20 protein-coding genes are annotated in these 23,784 nt (G+C 71.1%); 13 read left to right on the top strand and 7 right to left on the bottom strand.

Annotation, left to right across the window (positions count from 1 at the left end):
• Positions 1-17: 17 nt before the first annotated feature.
• Both ACTIE5_RS19405 and tssH read right to left on the bottom strand, forming a co-directional pair.
• Positions 18-497: an Hcp family type VI secretion system effector gene (locus ACTIE5_RS19405; RefSeq protein WP_439551362.1), complete on the bottom strand. Its 480-nt coding sequence runs from the start codon at positions 495-497 to the stop codon at positions 18-20.
• A gap of 65 nt (positions 498-562) precedes the next feature.
• Entirely contained in the window at positions 563-3,220 is a 2,658-nt protein-coding gene (gene tssH, locus ACTIE5_RS19400) for a type VI secretion system ATPase TssH (RefSeq protein WP_439551361.1), read from the bottom strand.
• 173 nt (positions 3,221-3,393) lie between these two features.
• Between tssH and tssA the strand changes: the two genes are divergently transcribed.
• The 11 genes from tssA to ACTIE5_RS19345 all read left to right on the top strand — a co-directional run bounded on the left by tssA (position 3,394) and on the right by ACTIE5_RS19345 (position 15,818).
• Positions 3,394-4,512 (top strand): type VI secretion system protein TssA, encoded by a 1,119-nt coding sequence (gene tssA / locus ACTIE5_RS19395; RefSeq protein WP_439551360.1) that lies wholly within the window; start codon positions 3,394-3,396, stop codon positions 4,510-4,512.
• A 203-nt stretch (positions 4,513-4,715) separates the two neighbouring features.
• A complete protein-coding gene (tssB, locus tag ACTIE5_RS19390) occupies positions 4,716-5,222 on the top strand; it encodes a type VI secretion system contractile sheath small subunit (protein WP_092958817.1) in 507 nt (168 codons plus the stop codon).
• Positions 5,223-5,225: 3 nt separating this feature from the next.
• Positions 5,226-6,719, top strand: coding sequence for a type VI secretion system contractile sheath large subunit (gene tssC, locus ACTIE5_RS19385; protein ID WP_439551359.1), 1,494 nt, complete (start codon positions 5,226-5,228; stop codon positions 6,717-6,719).
• Between the two features lie 22 nt (positions 6,720-6,741).
• Positions 6,742-8,274 (top strand): type VI secretion system contractile sheath large subunit, encoded by a 1,533-nt coding sequence (gene tssC, locus ACTIE5_RS19380; protein WP_439551358.1) that lies wholly within the window; start codon positions 6,742-6,744, stop codon positions 8,272-8,274.
• Between the two features lie 29 nt (positions 8,275-8,303).
• Positions 8,304-9,083 (top strand): type VI secretion system accessory protein TagJ, encoded by a 780-nt coding sequence (locus tag ACTIE5_RS19375; protein WP_439551357.1) that lies wholly within the window; start codon positions 8,304-8,306, stop codon positions 9,081-9,083.
• 35 nt (positions 9,084-9,118) lie between these two features.
• Positions 9,119-9,589, top strand: coding sequence for a type VI secretion system baseplate subunit TssE (gene tssE, locus ACTIE5_RS19370; RefSeq protein ID WP_439551356.1), 471 nt, complete (start codon positions 9,119-9,121; stop codon positions 9,587-9,589).
• Positions 9,590-9,592: 3 nt separating this feature from the next.
• Positions 9,593-11,422, top strand: a complete 1,830-nt coding sequence (tssF, locus tag ACTIE5_RS19365) for a type VI secretion system baseplate subunit TssF (RefSeq protein WP_439551355.1) — start codon at positions 9,593-9,595, stop codon at positions 11,420-11,422.
• Positions 11,419-12,399 carry a type VI secretion system baseplate subunit TssG gene (tssG, locus tag ACTIE5_RS19360; protein WP_439551354.1) on the top strand — a complete coding sequence of 327 codons (981 nt, stop codon included), beginning with the start codon at positions 11,419-11,421 and terminating at the stop codon, positions 12,397-12,399. The genes tssF and tssG overlap by 4 nt, the downstream gene beginning before the upstream one ends.
• Positions 12,396-13,952, top strand: coding sequence for a class I SAM-dependent methyltransferase (locus ACTIE5_RS19355; RefSeq protein ID WP_439551353.1), 1,557 nt, complete (start codon positions 12,396-12,398; stop codon positions 13,950-13,952). Before tssG ends, ACTIE5_RS19355 begins: the two co-directional genes overlap by 4 nt.
• Positions 13,953-14,034: 82 nt before the next feature.
• The gene (locus ACTIE5_RS19350) at positions 14,035-14,703 is read left to right on the top strand and encodes an OmpA family protein (protein ID WP_439551352.1); all 669 of its coding nucleotides are present in this window, start codon (positions 14,035-14,037) and stop codon (positions 14,701-14,703) included.
• A 23-nt stretch (positions 14,704-14,726) separates the two neighbouring features.
• On the top strand, positions 14,727-15,818 hold the full coding sequence (locus ACTIE5_RS19345) for a hypothetical protein (RefSeq protein WP_439551351.1): 1,092 nt from the start codon (positions 14,727-14,729) through the stop codon (positions 15,816-15,818).
• Between the two features lie 249 nt (positions 15,819-16,067).
• On the opposite strand, the gene ACTIE5_RS19340 is transcribed toward ACTIE5_RS19345, so the two are convergent.
• Entirely contained in the window at positions 16,068-18,389 is a 2,322-nt protein-coding gene (locus tag ACTIE5_RS19340) for a serine/threonine-protein kinase (RefSeq protein WP_439551350.1), read from the bottom strand.
• Between the two features lie 195 nt (positions 18,390-18,584).
• On the opposite strand from ACTIE5_RS19340, the gene ACTIE5_RS19335 reads away from it, so the two are divergent.
• Positions 18,585-19,730, top strand: a complete 1,146-nt coding sequence (locus ACTIE5_RS19335; RefSeq protein ID WP_439551349.1) for a Gfo/Idh/MocA family protein — start codon at positions 18,585-18,587, stop codon at positions 19,728-19,730.
• Positions 19,731-19,785: 55 nt separating this feature from the next.
• Here ACTIE5_RS19335 and ACTIE5_RS19330 read toward each other — a convergent pair whose 3' ends face one another.
• Genes ACTIE5_RS19330 through ACTIE5_RS19320 form a run of 3 tightly spaced genes read right to left on the bottom strand, consistent with a single transcriptional unit; the run spans position 19,786 to position 21,759 of the window.
• Positions 19,786-20,649 (bottom strand): HpcH/HpaI aldolase/citrate lyase family protein, encoded by an 864-nt coding sequence (locus tag ACTIE5_RS19330; RefSeq protein WP_439551348.1) that lies wholly within the window; start codon positions 20,647-20,649, stop codon positions 19,786-19,788.
• A gap of 16 nt (positions 20,650-20,665) precedes the next feature.
• Positions 20,666-21,055 (bottom strand): RidA family protein, encoded by a 390-nt coding sequence (locus ACTIE5_RS19325; protein ID WP_439551347.1) that lies wholly within the window; start codon positions 21,053-21,055, stop codon positions 20,666-20,668.
• Positions 21,055-21,759: a carboxymuconolactone decarboxylase family protein gene (locus ACTIE5_RS19320; RefSeq protein ID WP_439551346.1), complete on the bottom strand. Its 705-nt coding sequence runs from the start codon at positions 21,757-21,759 to the stop codon at positions 21,055-21,057. The genes ACTIE5_RS19325 and ACTIE5_RS19320 overlap by 1 nt, the downstream gene beginning before the upstream one ends.
• 100 nt (positions 21,760-21,859) lie before the next feature.
• On the opposite strand from ACTIE5_RS19320, the gene ACTIE5_RS19315 reads away from it, so the two are divergent.
• Positions 21,860-22,630 carry an HpcH/HpaI aldolase family protein gene (locus ACTIE5_RS19315; RefSeq protein WP_439551345.1) on the top strand — a complete coding sequence of 257 codons (771 nt, stop codon included), beginning with the start codon at positions 21,860-21,862 and terminating at the stop codon, positions 22,628-22,630.
• Here the strand turns inward: ACTIE5_RS19315 and ACTIE5_RS19310 are convergent.
• Positions 22,627-23,583 (bottom strand): tripartite tricarboxylate transporter substrate binding protein, encoded by a 957-nt coding sequence (locus tag ACTIE5_RS19310; protein ID WP_439551344.1) that lies wholly within the window; start codon positions 23,581-23,583, stop codon positions 22,627-22,629. The genes ACTIE5_RS19315 and ACTIE5_RS19310 overlap by 4 nt on opposite strands.
• Positions 23,584-23,784 lie beyond the last annotated feature (201 nt).

Here is a 23,784-nt window from a genome sequence, read left to right as displayed (position 1 = left end):
CCCCGGCACCGGGCCGTTCAGCCGGACTTCGCCATGGCCAGGTCGTAGATCACATGGCCCGTGGTCTCCGCCTTGAACTTGTCGTCGATCTTCAGATACTCGCTGTCGAACTTGGAGAAGTTCAACGAGATCGACTCGCTCGGCCGGTCGCCGCCGCTGCTGATGCTGTAGCCGCTGACCAGCGTGTTCTCCAGGATGTACTTCTGGTAGGCGATGTGCTTCCCGCTTTCGTCGGTCTGCGTCATGTGGATTTCGACCTTCGAAGCCTTGCCGCCGATCGCTTCCTTGAGGATGAGGGGCGAGAAGGCGTCCATCGTCTTGGTGACGACGATCTCGCTGACGCTCGGCGCGGTGGCTTCGCGCTTGGAACCGCCGCCGACGCCGGAGGAGATGCCGCGGCCGACGCCCCACTGGAAGCTGTTCACCTCTGCCCAGTCCTTGTAGCCGGTCGCCGTCGCTTCGCCCTTGAGCGCGCCGTATTTCACAAAAACCGCCATGGTCCGTTCCTTCGCTGCTGCATTGTTGGCCGTCCCCGCCTCGGTCTGCCTCGGCCGCGGGGCGCTTAACCGAGGTCGTACCGGAAGCCGCCAGCATCATCGACGCCGACCTGCACCCGGGTGATCTCCTGCCCCTCCGCCAGTCGCGCCAGGATGCCCGAGGAAAGTTCGGGCAGCAGGGTCCGGCTGAGGATGTTGTCGATGTTGCGCGCGCCGCTTTCGACTTCCTTGCAGCGGGAGACGATGGTCTCCGGCACGCTGTCCTCGAACACCAGCGGCACGCCGTAATTCTCCATCACCCGCTTGCCGATGCTGCGCAGCTTGAGGATGCAGATCTTCTTCAGGATCTCATCCGCCAGCGGGTAGTAGATGACGGTGTTGCAGCGGCCGAGGAAGGCCGGCTTGAACACCTTCAGCAGGTCCGGCTGCAGTGCATCGCGCAGCGGCTCGGGGTCCGGCGCCGTGTCGGGATCCGCGCAGAGCTTGGCGATGGTGTCGGTGCCGGCGTTGGAGGTCATGATGATGACGCAGTTGCGGAAATCGATGTCCCGCCCTTCACCATCCTTCATCTGGCCCTTGTCGAAGACCTGGTAGAACACGTCCTGCACGCCGGGATGGGCCTTCTCCATCTCGTCCAGCAGCACGACGGAATAGGGACGGCGGCGCACGGCTTCGGTCAGCACGCCGCCTTCGCCATAGCCGACATAGCCGGGGGGCGAGCCCATGAGGAGCGACACCTTATGCTCCTCCTTGAACTCGCTCATGTTGATGACTGTCAGGTTCTGTTCGCCACCATAGAGCAGATCCGCGACCGCCAGCGCCGTCTCCGTCTTGCCGACGCCGGAGGTGCCGGCCATCAGGAAGACGCCGATGGGCTTGCGCGGATCGGTCAGCCCCGCGCGGCTGGTGCGGATCGCCTGCGCGATCGCGTCCAGCGCATGGTCCTGTCCGACGACGCGCTCCATCAGCTTCTGCTTCAGGTTCAGCACCGTCCTGATTTCGTCGGAGACCATGCGCCCGACCGGGATGCCCGTCCAGGTCGCGACCACCTCGGCCACGGCCTGGCCATCCACCACGGGATGCACGAGCGGCTCCTCGCCCTGCAGCGCCTTCAGCGCCGCGCCGGCTTCCGCGAGTTCGGCGCGGATCGCGGCCTGGTCTTCGGCCGGCGCGCCAGGGGTGAGGTCCAGCGCAGCGCTTTCCGCCCGCGCGCGGAGGTCCCGCATGCGGGCGACGAGCGCCTTCTCCTGCTCCCACCGCGCATTCAGCGCATCCAGTTCCTCCTGCGCCTTGGCGCGGTCCGCCTCCAGCACCGCGATGCGCGCGGCGTGGTCGGCGCCGGTCGCAAGTTCGCGCCCGATGGCGCCGAGTTCCGTCGTGACCAGCTCGATCCGGCGGACGCGATCCTCGACCGGCGCCGGGACGGAGGCCTGGCTCATCGCCACGCGGGCGCAGGCGGTGTCGAGCAGGGAGACGCCCTTGTCCGGCAACTGGCGGGAGGGGATGAAGCGCGCGGAGAGTTTCACCGCATCCTCGATCGCCTCATCGAGGATGCGCACGCCGTGGTGCTTCTCCAGCGTCTTCACCAGGCCACGGAGCATCGCCATCGCCAGCGGCTCCGACGGTTCCTCCACCTTCACGACCTGGAAGCGGCGGGTGAGCGCGGCGTCCTTCTCGAAGTACTTCTTGTACTCGGCCCAGGTGGTGGCGGCGACGCAGCGCAATTCGCCGCGCGCCAAGGCCGGCTTCAGGAGATTGGCGGCATCGTTCTGGCCGGCCTGCCCACCGGCGCCGATCAGCGTATGCGCCTCGTCGATGAACATGACGATCGGGGTCGGTGATGCCTTCACCGTGTCGATCACGCCCTTGAGGCGGTTTTCGAATTCGCCCTTCACGCCGGCGCCGGCCTGCAGCAGGCCGAGGTCGAGCGACATCAGCTTCACGTTCTTCAGCGCCGCCGGCACGTCGCCTGAGGCGATCCGCAGGGCCAGGCCCTCCACCACCGCCGTCTTTCCCACGCCGGGCTCACCGGTCAGGATCGGGTTGTTCTGGCGGCGGCGCGTGAGAATATCGACCATCTGCCGGATCTCGGCATCGCGGCCGAGGATGGGGTCGATCTTCCCCGCCTTCGCCTGCGCTGTCAGGTCCGTGCAGAATTGCTCCAGCGGGCCACCACCGCGCGGTGCATCGCTGGCGGGCGCCGCGCCGCCAGGTGCCGCAGCGGCAGCGGCTTCGGCCTGCGCGCCTTCCTCGCTGCCCGCGGCCAGTTCGACCAGGTTTCGGCGGATCGCATCGGCCGGCAGCGCGGAGAGGGTGGGGCTGCTATCCTTCAGCGCGCGAGCGAGTGCATCATCCGACAGCAGCGCGGCCAGCAGATGTCCGCTGCGGATTCGCGAGGCATTGGCTTCGAGGGATGCGATCAGCCAGGCCTCGCGCAGCCAGGTGACGATATCGGGCGACAAAGCGGGGGCGCGCGCATTGCCGGTGCGCAGACGGTCCAGCGCGCGGGTCAGTTCCGCGCCGACGCGGCCGGCATCGACTTCCCGCTTCCGCAGGATGGCGGCGATATCGCTGCCCGCCGTCTCCACCAGCTTCAGCAGGACGTGCTCGACTTCCACATTGTAGTGGCTGCGGGACAGCGTGAGGCCCGCCGCGGCTTCCAGTTGCCGGCGGCCAAGCTCACTCAGCCGGCCGACAACGGATTTGAGATCGACTGCGACCATTCGATTGTTATCCTCAGCCGTGCCGGCGAAAAACCTGCTGGTCCGCGTCGCCGGCCGATGGCAGGCTGACCGTCGACAGCATCCACAACGCGCAGTTGCGGGTCCAGAGCGAAACTAGCAGCGCGAAACAGCGCAACACAAAAGTCACGGCGGGGCGGGGCTATAAGAACGACATGACGGGCTATCCCATCGATATCGAGATATTGCTCGCGCCGCTCGACCATGGCGATGGTGGAGCGGGCGAGGATCTGCGCGCGGATTACTCGCCCTCCTCACCGTATCAGCGCCTGCGCGACGCGCGCGCCGCGGCGCGCGCTGAGGAACGGGCACGCGATGCCGATGGCGATGCCGATGCGCCGGTCGCCGAGGCATGGCGCGACGTCGCCCGCATCGGCGCGGAGGCGCTGTCGTCGCGCAGCAAGGACCTGGAGATCGCATCCTGGCTGTCGGAGGCGGTGGTGCGTCATCACGGGCTGGATGGGCTTGCCGCCAGCGCGGCGCTGATCCGCGGCCTGTGCGACGGCTTCTGGGACTCGGCCTTCCCGCTGCCGGATGATGAGGGGCTGGACGGCCGCTCCTCGCCCATCGGTGGCCTGGCCGGCGCTGGCGTGGACGGCACCATCATGCAGCCGCTGCGCCGCCTGCCGCTGTTCCGTCGTGCCGATGGGTCGCCGCTTGGCCTCTACCAGTGGGACCAGGCGGAGGAGACGGACGGCATCCTGAACGACGAACGGCGCCAGGCGCGCCGCGATGCGGGCGTGCCGGAATTGGCGACGCTGGAGGCCGAGGCAAGGCTGGACCGCGGCTTCCTCGCCGGTGTCGCGGCATCGGCGGTCGCCGCGCTCGATGAATGGCGCGCGATGGAGGAAGTGACGGAGAGCCGCTTCGGCAGCGAATCGCCCTCCACCCGCAACGTGTCCGTGATTGTCGAGCGGATCATCGAGGTGACGCGCCGGCTGCTGGGGCCGGAAGAGGCGAACGCATCGCCCGTGATCGATGTCGTGGCGACCGGCACCGTCGATGGCCCCGCGCCTGCCATGGCCGCCGCGGGCGGTGGTGGTGGTGGTGGTGGCGCCCTTCGCACGCGGGAGGACGCGCTGCGCGAATTGGGACGCATCGCCGATTTCTTTCGCGCGACGGAACCGCATTCCCCGCTGGCCTACACGCTGGAGGAAGCGGTGCGGCGCGGGCGGATGTCACTGCCGGAGTTGCTGGCGGAGATCATGCCGGATGAGGAGGCGCGCCATGCCATGCTCTCCCGCCTTGGCATCAGGCCGGAAGCGACGGAATGACGATGCGGCGGGCGCCGTGGTGAAACACGCGAAACGCGCATCACGGGAACAGGGGCCATACTGCTGCCCGGCATGGTTGACGCCCCCGTCAGCCGCTGGGCTAAGGTGGCCGGACAGAATTCGTCCTTCCGCGACAACGCCTGCGCATCCGGCGCGGCGTGGCGCGGAGTAGGGCAGGAACGAACAAGGGGCGGCAAGAAGCCATGACGAGCGTTCATGACAAGCTGGCGCGGGTGCGCAAGCCGCGCGTCCACATTACCTATGAGGTCGAGACGGAAGGCGCCGCCATCGTGCGGGAACTGCCCTTCGTCGTCGGCGTGATGGGCGACTATGCCGGCGACCCGGCGGAGCCACTGAAGCCGCTGGCGGAGCGGAAGTTCGTCCAGATAGACCGCGACAACTTCAACGACGTCATGGCCCGCATCGCGCCCGGCCTGAACCTGAAGGTGGACAACACCCTGGCCGGCGATGGCAGCCAGATGGCGGTGAACCTCAAGTTCAAGTCGATGGATGATTTCGACCCTGCGAAGGTCGCGGAACAGGTGCCGGCGCTGAAGGCGCTGCTCGAGACGCGCGCGAAGCTCCGCGACCTCATGAGCAAGGTCGATCGCTCCGAGGAGTTGGAAGGCCTGCTGGAACAGGTGCTGAACGACAAGTCGAAGCTGGATGCGCTGTCGGCCGAACTCGGCCTCGACAAGAAGGAGGGCTGAGCGATGAGCTCGACCCAGTCACAGCCCGGCGCCGCCGGCACGACGACCGAGGAGACGGGCCTCGGCCTGCTCGACCAGGTCATCGGCGCGACGAAGCAGACGGAACGCGACCGCGCGCAGGAACTGATCAAGGCGCTGACCGAGGAAGCGCTGAAGGGCACCGTCACCTTCAGCCGCAACCTGTCCCAGACCTTCGACCGCGCCATCGCCGCCATCGATGCCAAGGTCAGCGAACAGCTGAACGCGGTGATGCACCATCCCCGCTTCACGCAGCTGGAAGGCAGCTGGCGCGGGCTGCACTACCTCGTCTCCAACAGCGAGACGGGCACCAGCATGAAGATCCGGATGCTGCAGGCCAGCAAGAAGGACATCAGCCGCGACCTGCAGCGGGCGGTGGAGTTCGACCAGAGCCAGCTGTTCAAGAAGCTCTATGAGAACGAGTTCGGCACGCCCGGCGGCGAGCCCTACGGCGCCATCGTCGGCGACTACGAATGGACCGCCCATCCCGATGATGTGGAGACGCTGCGGCTGATCTCCAACGTCGCGGCCGGCGCCTTCGCGCCCTTCATCTCCGGCGTCGGCGCCGGCATGTTCGGCATGGAGGATTGGCGCGAACTGTCGAAGCCACGCGACCTCGCGAAGATCTTCGAGACGCAGGAATACGCCAAGTGGCGGTCGTTCCGGGAGACGGAGGATTCGCGCTTCGTCGCGCTCGTCATGCCACGCGTCATCGCCCGCCTGCCTTATGGCGCCGCCACCAAGCCGGTGGAGGAGTTCGCGTATGAGGAAGCGCCGCGCAATGCCGATGGCAGCGCGAAGTCGATGAACCACAACGAATACTGCTGGATGAACGCGGCCTATGTGAAGGCGGCGCGGCTGACCGATGCCTTCGCGCAGTACGGCTTCTGCACCGCGATCCGCGGCGCGGAAGGCGGCGGCAAGGTGGCGAACCTGCCGAACCATGTCTTCACCTCCGACGACGGCGATGCGGATGCGAAGTGCCCGACCGAGATCGGCATCACCGACCGGCGGGAAGCGGAGCTCAGCGCCCTCGGCTTCCTGCCGCTCTGCCACTACAAGAACACGGATTATGCGGTGTTCTTCGGATCGCAATCCGTGCAGAAGCCCAAGAAGTACGACAGGCCGGAAGCGACGGCGAACGCCGCCATCTCCGCCCGCCTGCCCTACCTGATGGCAACCAGTCGCTTCGCGCACTTCCTGAAGGTGATGGCCCGGGACAAAATCGGGTCCTTCATGGAAGCGTCAGACTGCGAGACCTGGCTGAACCGCTGGATCCAGAACTACGTCAACCCGATGGAAGGCGCAGGCCAGGAATCGCGGGCCAAGTATCCGCTGCGGGAAGCGCAGATCGAGGTGAAGGAGGTGCCGGGCAAGCCCGGCGTCTACAACGCCGTCGCGCATCTACGCCCATGGCTGCAGATGGAGGAACTCTCCACCTCCATGCGCATGGTCGCGCGGATTCCGCAGAAGTCCTGACCCCGGAACAGGACGGCCGATCATGCCCGCGGAGGCCGCGCCGCCGCCGCTGCGAGAGGCGGTCCTCACCGGACGGTTCTTCGGCCGCGCCGATGGCGCGGCCGGGGGCGCGCTTGCCACGCTGATCGCGTCGCAGGATGCCGGCTGCGTCCTGCGCGACTGGTTCGGCGAAGCGCGCCTGGCCACCATCGCGCGCGATGAACAGCCGGCGGAGGCGCTGCGCGGCGCGATCGATCGCGACATCGCGAAGATCGACCAGATGCTCTCCACGCAACTCGATGCCGTGCTGCACGCCGCAAGGCTGCGGCGGCTGGAGGGTTCCTGGCGCGGCCTTGCCTGGCTGGTGGACCGCATGGCGGGCGGCGGCGGGCGCATCCGCGTGAAGCTGCTGACGGCGCGGTGGACGGAGATCTGCCGCGACCTGGAACGCGCCGTCGAATTCGACCAGAGCCAGATGTTCCGCAAGGTCTATGAGGAGGAATTCGGCACCGCCGGCGGCGAGCCCTTCGGGCTGATCGCGGCGGATTACGAGATCCGCCACCTCCCCTCCCCCACCCATCCCACCGACGATGTCGGCGCGCTGACGGCGCTGGCCGGCGTGGCGGCCGCGGCCTTCACGCCCATCGTGCTGGCAGCCTCGCCGGAACTCGTCGGGCTCGACGCCTTCGCCGATGCCGGGCCCGCCTTCGACATCGCGAGCGTCCTGCAGGGGCCCGAACATGCGCGCTGGCGGAATGCGGCGGCGCAGGACGACATGCGCTTCCTCTGCGTCGCCTTGCCGCGCGTGCTGGCGCGCGCGCCCTGGGCCGATGATGGCGCGCGGGCCGATCGCTTCCGCTATCGCGGCCATGCCGCCGGTGCGGCGCAGCGGGTCTGGACCACGCCGGTCTATGCGCTGGCCGCGGTCGCCATCCGCGCCTTCGAACGCTTCGGCTGGCCCGGGGAGGTCCGGGGCGCGGAGCCGCAGGAGGATGCGGCAGGCGGCGTTGTCGATGGCCTGGCCTGGGAACGCTTCGCCTCCGACCCGCCGCATGGCCCGCCGCCGCGGCCCCCGCTGGACCTGGCGCTGACGGATGAACAGGAACGCCAGATCAGCGATGGCCGCCTGGTGCCGCTTTCCGCGCTGGAAGCGCAGGCGGAGGCAAGCTTCGGCGCGCTACCCTCCCTCCATCGCCCGCCCCGCATGAACACCGCGATCGCCGAGGCGAACCAGCGCCTGTCCACGCAGGTGAATTCGCTGCTCTGCGTCAGTCGCTTCGCGCACTGCATCAAGCTGATGGGGCGCGACATGGTGGGTTCGGGGCGGGAGGCGGAGGAGGTGGAGCGGCAGTTGCAGAACTGGCTGAACCGCTTCGTCAGCGGGCTCGGCTCCGGCGGCGCGGAGGTGACGGCGAAGTATCCGCTGCTGGACGCGAAGATCGAGGTGCGGGAGCGCCGCGGCAAGCCCGGCGTCTATGGCTGCACCATCCACCTGCAGCCGCACCATCAGCTGGACGAGGTCGGCGCGGCCTTCCGCCTCGTCACCGAATTCGCCCCCCGCCGCGTGGCGGCCTAACCGATGACAGCCCCAGGGAAGAAGACACGATGACCACCGCAGGGGATGCCTTCCGTGCCGGAGACCTGGCCGCGGCGTTGGCCGCCGCCACCGCCGCGGTGAAGGCCGCGCCGGCCGATGCCGATGCCCGCTGGCTGCTGGCGGAGCTTCTGCTGTTCAGCGGGGAGGCGGAGCGCGCCGACCGGATGCTGGACGCCGCCGCGCTGCATGAACCCAATCCCGCCGTCCTTGAATTCCGCCGGCTGCTGCGGGCGGAAGTCGTGCGCGGCCAGGTGCTGCGCGAAGGCCGCGCGCCGAAATACCAGGGCGATGATGCGACGCCGGCGCAGCAGGCGGCGCTGCGCGCCCGGATCGCGCTGCGCGCCGGCGACCTGGCCGGCGCGGCGGATGCGGCGGCGGAGGTGGAGGCGCTGCGCCCCCGCACGCCCGGCAAGGCCGGCGACACGCCCTTCGACGATCTCCGCGATGCGGATGATCTGATGGCCGCGGAGTTCGAGGTCCTGACCACCGCGGGCGACCACATGCTGGTGCCGGTGGAGCGGGTGCGGTCGCTTTCCTTCGACCCGCCGCGCCGGCCGCGCGACCTCTACTGGCGGCGCACGATGATCGAGCTGAAGGACGGCACGGAAGGCGTGGTGTTCATGCCCGCGCTCTATCCGGGGCCGGAGGCGGATGTGGGCCTCAAGCTCGGCCGTGCGACGGATTGGACGGAGGATGCCGGGCCCGTGCGCGGCCGCGGCCAGCGCGTGCTGCTGGCGGGGGAGGAAGCGGCGCCGATCGCGAGCGCCACATCGCTGGTGTTCGATTGAGCGGTTCACGCCCTGGCGGCGGATCGCGCCACCCGGTGCAACGGGCGCGGCTGCCGCTGCTCGATCGCCTGCTGGATGCAGACCCGGCGACACCGGAACTACCGCCGCCGAGCGCTGCCGTGGCGCTCGACCTGCTGCGGAACGCCGTGCGGCGGGACCTGGAGGCGGTGCTGAATGCGCGCCGCCGCCGCCGCCCGCTGCCGCCGGCGCTGGCGGAATTGGCGCTATCGCCGCTGGGCTACGGGATCCCTGACGCGACATCCGGCGCCTATGCCGTGCCGGAACGCCGCCAGGCCCTGGCGCGGGAAGTGGAGGCGACGATCCGGCGCTTTGAGCCGCGGCTGATGGCGGTGCAGGTGACGCTGATCGAGGATGAGGAGAATCTCGGCCGGGCGCTGCGGCTGAAGGTGGAAGCGGTGCTGCGCGCCGACCCGGTGCCGGAACCCGTGAGCTTCGAGACGCTGCTGGAACCCGTGTCCCGCGACGTGACGGTGCGGGAGGGATAGGCGATGTCGGACGATCTTCTTCCCTTCTACAACAGGGAACTCGCCGCCATCCGCCGCCTGGCGGGCGAATTCGCGGAAGCGAACCCGAAGGTCGCGGGCCGCCTGCGCATGACGCCGGATGCGGTGGACGACCCGCATGTGGAGCGCCTGCTGGAAGGCGTCGCCTTCCTGGCCGCGCGGGTGCAGCACCGGCTGGATGACGAACTGCCCGAATTGACGGATGCGCTGCTGGAACTGCTCTGCCCGCATCTGCTGGCGCCGGTGCCGTCGCTGACCACCTTGCGGCTGCTGGCCAAGCCGGAAGCGACCGGCGCATCCCGCGTGCCGCGCGGCACGACCGTCGAGACGGAGCCGGTACGCGGCGAACGCCTGACCTATCGCACCTGCCATGACGTGACGCTGTGGCCCATCATGGTGGAGGCCGCGCGCCTGTCGGGCCTGCCGCTGCCGGCGCCGCCCAATCCGCAGGCGGCGGGGGCGGTCGCGGTGCTGCGGCTGACCCTGGCGACCACCATCCCGGACCTGCCCATCGCGGCGACGGGGCTGGACCGGTTGCGGCTGCACCTGCGCGGCGCCGCGCCGCTGCCGACGCAGTTGCTGGAACTGCTCTGCACTTCCACCGTCGGGATCGCGCTGGCGGATGGGCCGGGCGATCCGCGCCCCACCCTGCTGCCACGCGAATGCCTGCGCCATGCGGGGTTCGAGCCGGAGGAGGCCGCGCTTCCCTGGCCGCCCCGCGCCTTCACCGGCCATCGCCTGCTGACCGAGTATTTCGCCTTCCCCGAGAAGTTCCTCTACCTGGAGCTGGAGGGGCTGGAGGCGCGCAGCCTGGTGCAGCGGAGCGGGCGGATGGAGGTGTTCATCTACCTCTCGCGCGCGGTGGCGGAGCTGGAGCGGAGCGTCTCCGCCGAGCACATCGCGCTGGGCTGCACGCCGGCGGTGAACCTGTTCCGCCAAGCCTGCGAGCCGATCGCGCTGGATGGGACGCAGAGCGACTGGCTGGTGGTGCCGGATGCCAGGCGCCCGGCGGCGCTGGAGGTCTATGCGGTGGAGACGGTGCGGCTGAGCCGGCCGGAGGATCCCCGCCCGAAGCGCGTGCCCGCCTTCCACCGCCTGCGGCATGAGGAAGGCGCCGACAGCGCCGCGCCTGGTGTCCACTGGATCGCGGCACGCCGGCCCGCGCCCGGCGTGCTGGGCGGCAGCGAAACGCGGCTGATGCTGCGCGATCCGCATTTCGACCCCGCTTTGCCAGGCGATGGCGTGCTGGGCGTGGATGCGCTGTGCTGCAACCGGGACCTGCCTTCGCTGCTGCCCTTCGGCGGCGGCCAGCCGCGGCTGCGGATCACCGACCCCACCGCGCCGGCGGCGGGCGCTGAATGCCTGTCTCCGCCTACGCCGACTCTCCGGCCGCAATTGCGGGAACGCAGCGGCTGGCGGCTCGTCTCCCACCTCGCGCTCAACCACCTCGGCGTCACGGGTGGTGCGGAAGCGGCGATGGCGCTGCGGGAGATGATGCGCCTGCACGATCTGCGGGACACGGCGGAGACAAGGCTGGCGCTGGATGGCCTGGTGTCCGTCCAGGCGAGGCCGGGCGTGGCGCGGCTGCCGGGGGTGCGCCCGGGCAGCTTCGCGCGCGGGCTCGACATCACGATGACCTTCGAACCCCAGGCCTGGACGGCGGGCGGGCTGTTCCTGCTGGCGGGGGTGCTGGAGCGTTTCCTGGCGCTGCAGGTCTCGGTCAATGCCTTCGTCCGGTCCGGCGCGGTGCTGCGCGGGCGCGGCGGCAGCGTGGCGGCCTGGCCGGCGCGCAGCGGGACGCGGGTGCTGCTGTGACCGAACCCTCGCCCCTCGATCGCCTGAAACGGGAACCGGCGCGGTTCAGCCTGGACCAGGCGGCCGCCATCGTCGCGCCGGGGCGGGACCCGACGGAGATCGACTTCCGCACCAGCCCCCGGCTCGGCGCGCCGGGCGGAGAGGTTTCGGCGGCGGTGCCGGAGGAGCGGCAGATCACCTCCCCCACCTTCGGCCTGATCGGCCCGGGCGGCGTGCTGCCGCGGCATTACACGGCGCTGGTGGCGGCGGAGGCGCGGCGGCGGTCCACGGCACTGCACCGCTTCCTGGATCTCCTGGCACGGCGCTTCACCGGGCTGTTCGTCAAGGCCGGCGCCAAGTACCGGCCCGCCCGCAACCCGGTGCCGGCGGAGACGGTGCTGGCGGCGGCGGCGGGGCTCGGCACGCCGCATCTGGTGGCGCGGCTGGCGACGCCGCTGCCGGCGCTGCTCCACCACGCCGGTGCCCTCGCCTCCCGCAGCCGCAGCGCGGAACGGCTGCGCGGCCTGCTGGCGGAAGAATCCGGCATGGCGGTGCGGATCGTCGAATTCGCCGGCGGCTGGGTCCGGCTGCCGCCGACGGAGCAGTCGCGGCTGCCGCGCCTCGGCCGGATGGGTGGCGGCGGCCAGCTGGGCGTCGATGCCGTGGCCGGCGCGCAGATCTGGGACCCAAGCGCGCGGTTCCTGGTGGAGTTCGGGCCGCTGAGCCTGGCGCAGTTCCGGGCGCTGCTGCCGGGATCGCCCCTGCATGGGCGGCTGGTGGAGTTGGTGCGGCTGCAGCTCGGCCTGGAACAGGATTTCGCCTTCAACCCCATCCTGGCGGCGGGGGCGGTGCCGCCGCTGGCGCTGGGCGGTGCCACGGGCGCGCGGCTCGGCTGGACCAGTTGGATGACCAGCCCCCACCCCCGCCGGCGCGACGCGGCGGAAGCGATGCTGGGGCCGGTGGCGCCCGCCCCCGAGACGGAGAGCATGTCCGCATGAGCACCCCGGCCGCCTGGTCCCGCGGCTATCCCGTGGCGGAGCCCTACCCGCCCGCCTGGCACGGCTTCCAATCCCCCGCCCATCTGCGCGCGACGCTCGCGATGATGGGCGTGGCGTGGGAGGTGGGGCCGGAGACGCCGCTGCGCATCGCAGAGATCGGCTGCGGCAGCGGCTACAGCGCCAATGTGCTGGCGGCCGGCTGCCCGGCGGCCGAGGTGATCGGCTTCGACTACAACCCGGCCCACATCGCGGAAGCGCGGTCCTTCGCCGCCGAAGCCGGCCTGTCCAACGTGCGGTTCGAGGAGACGGACCTGGCGGAGCTGGACGGGCCGGCGCTGGAGGCGCTGCCCGCCTTCGACCTGGTGCTGGTCCATGGCCTCTGGTCCTGGGTGGATGACCGGGTGCGGGACGGCGTGCTGCGCCTGCTGCGCCGCCGGCTGCAGCCCGGCGGCGTGGTGCTGATGACCTACAACGCCATGCCAGGCGCCGCCACGGGGCTGGCACTGTGGCGGCTGGTGCGCAGCATGCTGGCCAACGCCCCCCCTGGCAGCGCCCCCCTTGGCAGCGATGCCTTCGGCGCGGCGCGGGCGCAGGTGGAGCGGCTGGTGGCGGCGGAAGCGCGGAACCTGCTGCCCTCCGTCTGGCGCAGCATGCTGATGGGGGAGATGGGCGATGCCCGCCCCGGCTACCTGCTGCATGAATTCGCCACCGAGCATTGGCGCCCGGCCTTCTTCGCCGATGTGGCCGCGGCGATGGGGAGTGCGCGCTGCGAATACGCGGGCAGCGCCACCCTGTCCGAGAATTTTCCCTCCATGACGCTGTCTGGCGGGCAGCAGGCGTTGTGGCGGGAGGCACCGGACCAGGCGGCGCGGGAGCTGATCACCGATCTCTGCGTGCCACGGGCCTTCCGACGGGATGTCTATGTCCGCGGCATCCGGCGCGTAGGCGCGGAAGCCGCGTCGGATGCGATCACGCTGCTGCCCACCAGCCTCAGGCAGGGCGAGGTGAAGCTGGTGGCACAGGCCGGCGAAGCGGCCCTGCCGCCGCACATCATCGGCCCGATGCGGGAAGCCCTGCTGCAGGGGCCGCAGACCATCGCCGCGCTGCGTGCTTTGCCGGGCTGCGGCGGCGCCACGCCGCAGGAAACGCTGGCGATGCTGGTCGGCAGCCATGTGGCGATGCCGATGTGGCAGCACCCCGGCGCGGTGACGGCCGACAGCGTGGCGGCCGCGCGGCGGATGAACGCGGCCTCCATGCGCCGCCTGGCACCGCATGGCGTCAGCCCGCTGGCCGGCGAAGGCTCGCGCCTAGCGTTGGCGACCCCCGTCCTGGGCGGCGGGCTGTTCGCGGACCCGCTGGAGGTCGCGGTGGCCACGCTGATGGCGCAGCACCCGCCGGGGCCCGATGGCGCGGTGGACGTGCCGGCCCTGATGGACCGCCTGGTGCCACCCGGCCCGACACCGCCGCCGGAAGCCCTGGCCGGCGTGCAGGAAGCGGTCCTGGGCGTGCTGCGGCAACGCTGGCCGCTGTGGCGCGCCATGGGCATTGCATGACCGCTTCCGCTCCACCTGACCGCCTTTGCGCACCCCCCTGCCTGCACGGCGCCACGGCGCCGCCCCCTTGAGGAGACCATCGATGCGCTACGCTCCCCTTCCCCTGGCCGGGATGCTGCTGGCCTCCGGCCTTGGCATCGGCCTGCCGGCGCCGGCGATGGCGCAGAACGACCCGGCGGCGCTGCAACTGATCGAGCAGCTGCGGCCCCGCACCCGCGGCATCCGCCTACCCGCGCCGGCCGATGCGACGGCGCCGGCCAGCCCGGTGGCACCGGCGGCCGTGGCGCCTGGCGCCACCGCGGAACCCCCGGCAGCCGTCGCGTCCCCCGATGCCGGTAAGCCACCGGTTGCCCCGCCGCCGGTCGCTGCGGTGGCGCCCGGGACCACGGCGCCGGCGGGGGTCGCGGCCGTGTCCATTACCGTGACCTTCCCGAGTGGCTCCGCCAACCTGACACCGCAGGCGGAGGCGACGCTGGCGCCGCTCGGCCGGGCACTGTCATCCCCGGACCTCGCGCCCTTCCGCTTCCGGATCGAGGGCCATACCGACAGCGTGGGCGATGCCGCCAGCAACCAGCGCCTGTCCGAACGCCGCGCTGAGGCGGTGCGGGGCTACCTGGTGGCCAAGCACGGCGTCGCGCCCGCGCGGCTGGAGGCGGTGGGCCTCGGCGAGACCAGGCTGCTGGTGCCGACTCCCGATGGCTGGGACGAGGCCCGGAACCGCCGCGTGCAGGTGATCAACCTGGACGACTGACGCCAGCCGGGCGGAGAGGTACCATGAGCGGACCTGCCGATGACGAGACCGTCCGCCTGACGCCCCGGCGCCCGGTGCCCCCCGAACCGGCCGCCATCGCCTGGGGCAGCCCGGCGCCCGCGCCGCAGCCCGCCCCGCGGCGGCGCGGGCCGATGGCGCTGGCCGTCGCCGGCGTGCTGGCGGTGGGCGGCGTGGCGGGCGCTGCCTGGTGGGCCTGGGTGGCGCCGGCAACGGAAACGCCCGCCCCGGCCACGGCCCCGCCGGTCACGCCCCCCGTGGCACCCCCGGTGGCACCCCCGGTGGCGGCCACCCCGCCGCCCCAGGTCGCGGCCCAGGCGCCGCCCGCGGAGGCGCCCTCGCGCCTCTCCCGCATGCCCGTGCTGATGGACCTGGCCGCGATCCTGGCGCATCGCGCGGCGGCCCCGGCCATGCTGCGCCTGGCGGAGGAGACGGCGGTCTTCGTGCTGGACTTCCCGAGCCTCGACCAGCAGGGCGCGGCACTGAACCGGGTGGCGGCGCTGGTGGAGAAGGCCGGGCTGCCTCGCGACCGCGTGCTGACGCCGGCGGAGATGGCCGCCGCCATTGCTCGCGCGGGGGATACCCCCGCCACCTACTACTACGGCCACAACTACCGGGGCGCGGAGCTGGAGCGCTTCTTCGCCCTGGCGGCGCGGGACGGCCTGGCGCTGTCCCCGGAGGAGGCCTGGGTGGAAGCCCAGTTCCGCCTGGCCCGGGGCCTGCTGCCGCGGGAGCGGGAGATCGCCCTGATCTCCATGGCCGCACCCGGCCCGCTGATGGATGACGGCGCGCGGGCCAGCGTGCTGCGGCACGAGCTGAGCCATGGCTACTTCGCCACCCGCCCCGCCTATGCCGAGCACATCCGCCGGGTCTGGCGGGAAGGCTTCACGGAGGCGGAGCGCGAGGCCTTCCGGCAATTCCTCGCCCGCGAACAGTATGACCGGGGGAATGAGGAGGTGATGCTGGACGAGGCGCAGGCCTATCTGCTGCACACGCCCGACCCTCGCTTCTTCAGCCCCACGCATCTCGGGCTGCCGGCGGAGCAGGTGGAGCGGATGCGGGCGCTGATGCGGCGGGGGGCGCCGGGTTTGGACTGAGGGGCCGGGGTGTGACCACGGAGGCACTCAACGCCTTTAGTGGGTTTAGATTCTGAAAGCCGGATCGCCCGGTCCGGCTCAACCCATTAGAATTACTGAAAAACTTCCGGGATTCCTAAAGGGCATTTAGCCCTTTTAGTCGTTTTAGCAGGGTTTCAGGACCTCTCCCGCCGATACCGGGCGCGGATCGCCCGCCGGCCCCCAGAACATACCAGGAATCCGCAGCGGAATGCGAGAGTTTCCTCCCGCTCAGCGGCGCTGCACGGTCTCCACCACCACCGCCCTCGCCGCCACTGCGCTGTTCTGCGTGCGGGCGTCGCGCAGCGCGGTGCCGAGGGCGGCCAGGTAGTCGTCCAGGGATTCGATCACCGGGCGCGGCTGGGGGAACAGCGGGCGTTCGGAGGCGAAGACGACGATGAGGTCCGTGCCATAGGGCTCATCCACCTCCCACCCCGGGAAGCCGGGACGGGGATCGCCGAGGCGGACCCGCGCCCCGGCACCCTGGGGCTGGGAGGGAACGAGGTGGACGATCTCGTTCGATTTCATGATGTAGCTGACGTAGAGGTAGCTGGCCCGGTCGGGCATCTGCACGTCCAGCCGCAGCAGGTCGGCGTGCTGCAGGGGCTGCGTGCCGGCGATCTGCACGCGCGGCGCGGCGCCGGCCGGGGCAGCAACCTGGCGCAGCATGTCGAGCGCGCCGCAATAGGGCCCATCGAAGGATTGCAGGCTGAGCGTGGCGGCGCTGGACGGCACGCCCCGGTCCGCCAGCACGCGGCGGATCTGCGCATCCCCTCCCCGGCGCAGCACGCCGGATACACTGACCGCCTGGTCGGTGAATGTGCCGTCCAGCAGGCTGCAGGGCGCGGCGGAAGCGGCGGCCTGGGCGGCGGCGCGGAAATCCACGCGCGGGGCCACGGGCGAAGCGGCGGGAAGGGGCGCGGCCGGCTGGGGCGCTGGTTGCGCGGGCGACGGCGAGGGGGTCGGCAGGGCCGCGATGACGGGGCCGGGCGGGTTCTCCGCGGCCGGCCTGGCAGGGGCTGCTTGGGAAGCGGGCTGCGGGGCGGGTTGGGGCGCCGCGGCGACCGGCGCAGGTTGCGGCGCCGGCTGGGCCGCGGGTTGCGGGGCGGCGGGCGGCTGGGTGGCGGGCGGCTGGGCGGCGGGCAGCGGGGCGCTCGCCAGCGGTGGGGCCACGGGTGCCTGGACCGGCAGCGGCGCCGGGGCCGGGGCCGCGACCGGCGGCGGGACGGCCTGGGGGGCCAGCACGCCAAGGCCGGGGGGCGGCGGTGCCGCGGCCGAGGGGCCTGCGGGGGAGCCAGCGGGCGGGCCAGCGGGGGGGCCAGCCTGGGTGACGATGCCGGGCGGCGGCGCGGGCGGCGCGGCGGGCAGGCTCGGCGCCTGTACCGGGGCCGGCACCGGGGCCTGAACTGGCAGGGCCGGTGGCGTGACGGCGGGTGGCGTGACGGCGGGCGGCGGGGTCGGCGTCGCGGGTTCGCTCGCGGCGGCGGGCAGGCTGGCGATGGGCGCCGGAGCCGGGTCCTTGCCCATCAGGAAGAAGGCCGCGGCGCCGGCCGCGACCAGTACCGCCAGGCCGCCGCCGATCAGCGCCGGGGAGGTGCCGCCCGAAGCCGGGCGCATCGGTGCGGGCGCGGCTGCGGGTGGCGGCGCCGGCGCGCGGGATGGGGCGGCGACCATGGTCGCGTCATCAAGGCCGGGCAGCTTGCCGGCGCCGCCGAAGCCGAAGCCGGTGGCCTCCGCGCTGCCGGCGTTTCGGATCGCCTCAGCGAAGGCGCTCGCGCTCGGGAAGCGGTCATCGGGGCGCTTGGCCAAGGCACGGGCCAGCACGGCATCGAAGCCGCGCGGCGCGCTGACGGCCAGCTGGCTCGGCGGCGGGGGCTCCGTGTTCAGGACGCGGTGCATCAGGGCGGTGTAGTTGCCCTCGAAGGGCTTCTCCCCCGTCAGCAGTTGGTAGAGCACGACGCCCGCGGCCCAGATATCGGCGCGGGCATCGACGGCTTCGCCGCGCAGCTGTTCGGGCGCCATGTAGGCGGGCGTGCCCATCACGGTGCCGACCTGCGTCATCGAGGAATTCTCGATCCGCGCGATGCCGAAATCCGCGATCTTCACCGACCGGTCGCCCGCCAGCATGATGTTGGCGGGCTTGATGTCCCGGTGCACCACGCCGCGGCCATGGGAATATGCCAGCGCCGAGAGGATCTCCTCCATCAGGCGCACCACCTCGGCCACCGGCATGCGGTCGCCGCGGTCGATGATGGATTTGAGGGAGCCGCCCTCCACCATCTCCATCACGATCCAGGCGGTGTCGGCATTCTCCCCGTAGTCATAGACGCCGACGATGTTGGGATGGCTGAGGCGGCCGGCGGCCTGGGCTTCCCGCCGGAAGCGGGCATGGGCTTCCTCGGCCTCAGCATCGCCACCGCCAGGCAATTTCACCAGCTTCACGGCGACGCGGCGTTCGATCATGCGGTCGAAGGCCTCGACCACCGTGCCCATGGCGCCGGCGCCGAGCGTGCCGCGTGCCTCGTATTTGCCTGACAGCTCGCTCGGCAGCATGGACCCCGCCTGCGGCCTGCGCCGCGATCTTTGCGTGAAGGCGGTGATCCCCGCCAGTATCGATGGTTGCAACAATAGGGGCGCGCGGCGGCGGCGGGAAGCGTCACGTCGGTGGCTCAGTTGGGTGGCTCACGTGGACGGCGGGGGATGCTTCGCCTAGCGTCGCCGCCGGGGATTCTTCCAGGGGATAGCGGCATGGCTGTGCGCAGGCTCGGCATCATCTTCAATGGCGCCACGGGCGAATTGGCGCGCAGGCAGCACCTGCCGGCGCTGGTGGCGATGCGGGAGGAAGGCGGGCTGCCGCTGTCCAACGGCGACCGTGTGATGCCGGATGTGATCCTGGTGGGGCGATCCGCGGAACGCCTGGCGCCGGTGGCGCAGGCGACGGGGTTTCATCGGTTCACGGACGATCTGGGTGCGGCGCTGGCGAATGCGGAGGACACGCTGTTCTTCGATGTCGGCGCCACGGGCGGGCGTGTGGATGTGCTGAAGCGCGCGATCGCGGCCGGCAAGCACATCTACACGGACAAGCCGATCGCCCCCGATGTGCCGACGGCGATGGCGCTGGTGGCAGCGGCCGATGCGGCTGGCGTGAAGCACGGGACGGTGCAGGACAAGCTGTTCCTGCCGGGCTTCGCCACGCTGCAATCCATCATCCGCTCCGGCGTGCTCGGCCGGCTGCTGGAGGTGCGGCTGGAGATGGGACGCTGGATCTGGGACGGGGAGGAGCATCCGGGCCAGCGGCCGAGCTGGAACTATCGCCAGAAGGATGGCGGGGGCCTGATCCTCGATATGTTCCCGCATTGGCGGTACATGCTGGATCATCTGGTGGGAGAGGTGCAGGCGGTCTCCGCCGTGGCACGCACGCAGATCCCCCGCCGGCGCGATGAGCATGGCGCACCCTATGAGGTGGATGTGGAAGACGCGGTCTTCGCCAAGCTGGAACTGGCGGAGGGCGTCATGGCATCGGTGAATTGTTCATGGGCCACGCGCGTCCGGCGCGACGCGGGCATCCAGGTGCAGGTGGATGGCACCAAGGGCTCCGCCGTGGGCGGCCCGTATGAATGCTGGATCCAGGATGAGAAGCAGACGCCGGTGGAGGGCATCTCCGCCGCCATCAAGATGACGCGCAGCTTCTTCGACGATTGGACGCCGGTGCCCGTGCCGACGGGGATGGTGAACAGCTACCGCGCGGGGTGGGAGAAGTTCATCCGCCACCTGATGGAAGGCGCCCCTTTCCCCTATCCACTGACGGAGGGCGCGAAGGGCGTGCAGCTGGCGGAAGCGGCGTATCGGAGCGCGGCCGAGCGGCGCTGGGTGGACCTGCCGAAGCTGGGGTGAGGTTGCGTGAGCCCCCCCTCACCCAACCTTCTCCCCCCGCGGGGGGAGAGGACTTTCAGGCGCCCGCCATGGCGATGAGGTCGCGGGCGCGCTTCGCCACGGGTTCATCCACCAGCTTGCCGCGCACGATGATGGCGCCGCTGCCGCTGGCCTGGGCGGCGGCGTAGGCGGCGTCCACCTCCCTCGCCCATTCCAGTTCGGCGGCGGGCGGAATCAGGCCGGCGCGGAGCGGCGGGACCTGGGCGGGGTGGATGGCGAGTTTGCCGCCGAAGCCGATGGCGAGCGAGGCGCGCATCGCGGCCTCCGCGCCCGTGGCGTCCTTCACGTCGAGGTGGACGCCATCGATCGGCGCGGCCAGGCCCGCGGCGCGGGAGCCGGCGACGCAGAGGCGCTGCGCGTGGAGGATGGCGGCATCGGCATCCGATGCGCCGGTGCCGAGATCGGCGAGCAGGTCCACCGTGCCCAGCGCGACGCGGGTAATGCCGCAGGCGCGCCAGGGCAGCTGGGCGATGTTCACCAGGCCGCGGGCGGTCTCCACGATCGGAAGGATCTCGATGCCAGCGGGATCGCGGCCGAGCGTGCCGCAGATCTGCCGGAAAGACCAGGCGAAGGCGGCGAGATCCTCGGCATTGTCGGCCTTGGGGAGGACGATGCCCTCTGCCCCCGCGGCCAGCGCCGCCTGGAGGTCGGCCAGGCAGAGCGGCGTGGTGGCGGCGTTGACGCGGACATAGCGCAGCGCGGTGCCGCTGCGGGGCGTGGCAAGGAGGGGTGCGAGGGCGTCGCGGGCGGCGATCTTCTCGTTCGGGGGAACGGCGTCCTCGAGGTCCAGGATCGCGGCATCCGCGGCGGATGCCATCGCGCCTTCCGCCCGGCGGGCGACATTGGCGGGGGCGAAGAGGAAGATGCGGGGCGTGGTCATGGGCGGCGCGTCCTGTTCAGGCGTTCGGCAGGCGGGCGGTCGCCTTGATCTCGACCAGCAGGCCGGGGCGGGAGAGTTCAACGATCCCGATGGCGGTCCAGGGGGGCTGGTGGCCCTGCATGAAGCGATCCCTCACCTGCTTGAACAGACCGATATGGGACTGCAGGCCGACATGGAAGGTGGTGAGGTCCACGATGTCGCGCACCGTGCAGCCGGCCTCGGTGAGGATGCGGCCGACATTCTCGAAGGCGCGGGCGAATTGCGCCTCCGCGTCGGGGATGACGTTCATCTGCGCGTCGCGGCCAAGCTGGCCGGCCATGAAGAGGAACCCGTTGCAGATCATGCCGGGGGAGTAGCCGGACGACTGGGGAAAGTTCTCCATGCCGGGGGGGACGATGGCGCGCATCAGCCGAAGCCCTTCTGGCGGGAGGCTTCCGCGCCCCAGAGGCGGAAGGATTCAGAGGCAGGGACTTCGTTACGCTCGATCATGCCCTGCCAGACGCCGCAGGCATCGACGAAGTTCGGGATGCTGCCGGGGAACATGGCGTAGGAGAGGCCCTCCGCCAGTTCGAGTTCCGGCACGCCTTCCGAATAGGCGCCGCGGATATGGACGGCCAATTCCCACCAGGCGCGGCGCGTGGTCTGCACGGCGGCGAGGGTGATCTCCACCAGGCCGCGGGGGATCGTGCTGCCGGCCTGCGCGGCATCGAGCGCGGCGCGGTAGGCGGCTTCCCGGTTGTAGGCGGGAAGATGGTGGCCCCATTTCTCCGAAGCGAAGGCGAAGCGGCTGGCGCCTTCCGCGAAGGCGGCGAGGCGGACAGCGAGTTCGATCTCGGCATCCGTGCCGCCGCCATTGCGGAACTTGGCGATGTGGTGCGTGGCCAGAGCCTCATCCGTGGAGACGAGGACGGCGAGCCAGACGAATTCCTTCGACCGTTCGTCCATCGTCCTCGGCGTCAAGGTCAGCGCGGTGTAGGCGGCATCGTATCCCGCAAGAAGCGCGGGGGCGGCGATGGCGAGGAGGCCGTGATGGGGAAGGAGGTAGCCGCGCTTGGCGCGGACCTCGGCCAGGCGGCGATCGACTTCCGCGGCGTCAGGCATGCCGGTCATGAGGATGGCTTCTCCCGTGTTCGCGTGACCATGACCATGCAAGGCCGGCGGCGGCAAGACGGGGTGGACGCGCGCGCGCGCCGGCGGCAGGCTTCGCATCATGGTGATCAACGGGTTGAAGGCACGCCTGGCGCAGGGCGGAACGGCGGTGGTCGTGACGCTGCAGCTGGCGCGGACGGGCGATGTCGCGCGCATCATGGCGCAGGCGGGGTATGACGCGCTGGTGCTGGACCGCGAGCATAACCTGATCGGCGGCGATGCGGCGGGGGAGATCATGCTGGCGGCGCTAGATTCGGGCATCGCACCGCTGATGCGCCTGCCGGATGCGCAGGCGGGCCCGATCGGCCAGGCGCTGTCGGCGGGGGCGCTCGGCGTGATGATCCCCCGGATCGAGGATGTGGCGCAGGCGGAAGGCGTGGCGCGGGCGACGCGCTTCGCGCCGGAGGGACGGAGGCCCCTGCCCCCGATGTTCCCACATTTCCGAAGGCGCGCGATCAGCCAGGGCGATGCGGTGGCGGCGCTGGCGGCGGAGACGCTGGTGGTGGTGATCATCGAGACGCGGCAGGCCGTCGAGAATGCGGCGGCGATCGCGGCGGTGCCGGGGATCGACGTGCTGTTCCTCGGCGCGTCGGATCTGAGCGCCGATCTCGGACGGCCGGGGATGAAGGAGGATCCGGTGCTGTGGGAAGCAGCGGCCCGCGTGGCGGCGGCGTGCCGGGAGGCGGGCAAGGTGCCGGGGATCGGCGGCATCACGGAGGATGCGCATTTCACCCGCGCGAAGGAGATGGGCTTCCGCTGGATATCGGCGGGGCATGACGCGGCGCTGCTGCAATCGGCAGCGACCGCGAAGGTGCGTTCGATCAGCGCCTAGACGTTCCAGGGGCGGGTGCGCCACAGGGCGCGGTGCGTGGCGTCCGAGGCACGGAGATAGGCGACGTAGTCCGCGGCGTTGAGGTAGCGGAGCGGCTGGAAGGCGCGCTCGCTGGTGTTGACGAATTCCGGGTTGGCGACAACCCTGGCGATGGCGGCAGAAAGTCGCGCGACGACATCGGGCGCCATGCCGCGCGGGCCGCCGACGCCCCGCAGGCTGCCGCCGAGGATGTCCATGCCCATTTCGCGCAGCGTTGGCACATCGGGGGCCATGGCGTTGCGGCTTTCGGCCATGACGCCCAGGGTGCGCCAGGGCTGGTTGCGGGCGAAGGTCAGGGCCTCGCCAAGGTTGGCGGTGGCGACGGTGGCTTCCTTGCGCAGCAGCGCCAGCGCCGCGGGCGCGGCACCCTGGTAGACCACGGGTTCCAGCTGCGCGCCCGTCGCCTGTTCCAGCAGCAGCGTGTTGATGTGGCCGGCGGAACCCACGCCCTGGGTCGCGACGGTGACGCGGCGGGGCTCGCGCTTCGCGGCCTCGACCAGGTCCGTCATCGTCCGGATCGGGCTGTCCGGGTGGATGGAGAAGGTGCCGGGATCATCGACGACGCCGGCGATGAACGTGAAGCTGTCCATCGTCCAGCCGGCATTGCGCTCGATGGGAATCGTCACGATGCCGGGGGTGTTGATGATGGCGAGCGTGTATCCATCCGGCGTCGCGGCGGCGAGGGCGCCGAGGCCGATGGCACCGCCGGCGCCAGGCCGGTTCTGCACGACAAAGGGCTGGCCGAGGTCGCGTTCGAGATACTGCGCCATGACGCGGGCGGAGATGTCAGTGCCGCCGCCCGCGGCGAAGGGCACGATGAGCGTGACGGGACGCTCCGGCCAGGCGGCAAGCGCCAGGCGCGGCGTAGCCAGGACAAGCGGGGCGACGAGCGCGGCGCGGCGGGTGACGTGCATGGGGACCAGTCCTCGTTCAACGGTGCGACGGGAGACTGTGCGTTCCTCACCACGATCCGATCTGTCGTCGGGATGGCGATACGGGAATTGGGCGTATCGTCGTGGCGTGAAGCTAGCATATCACTGGCGTATCGGATGTGTCCATGCCGCCGGCTTCTTGCCGAAAAGGCGAGGGCGCGATGCCGGAATGCGAAGGGGGTC

Source organism: Falsiroseomonas sp. (assembly GCF_051859025.1).
Lineage (GTDB): Bacteria > Pseudomonadota > Alphaproteobacteria > Acetobacterales > Acetobacteraceae > Falsiroseomonas.
Note: the sequence above shows the minus strand (reverse complement) of the source record. Positions and strands in the feature narration are given on the sequence as shown.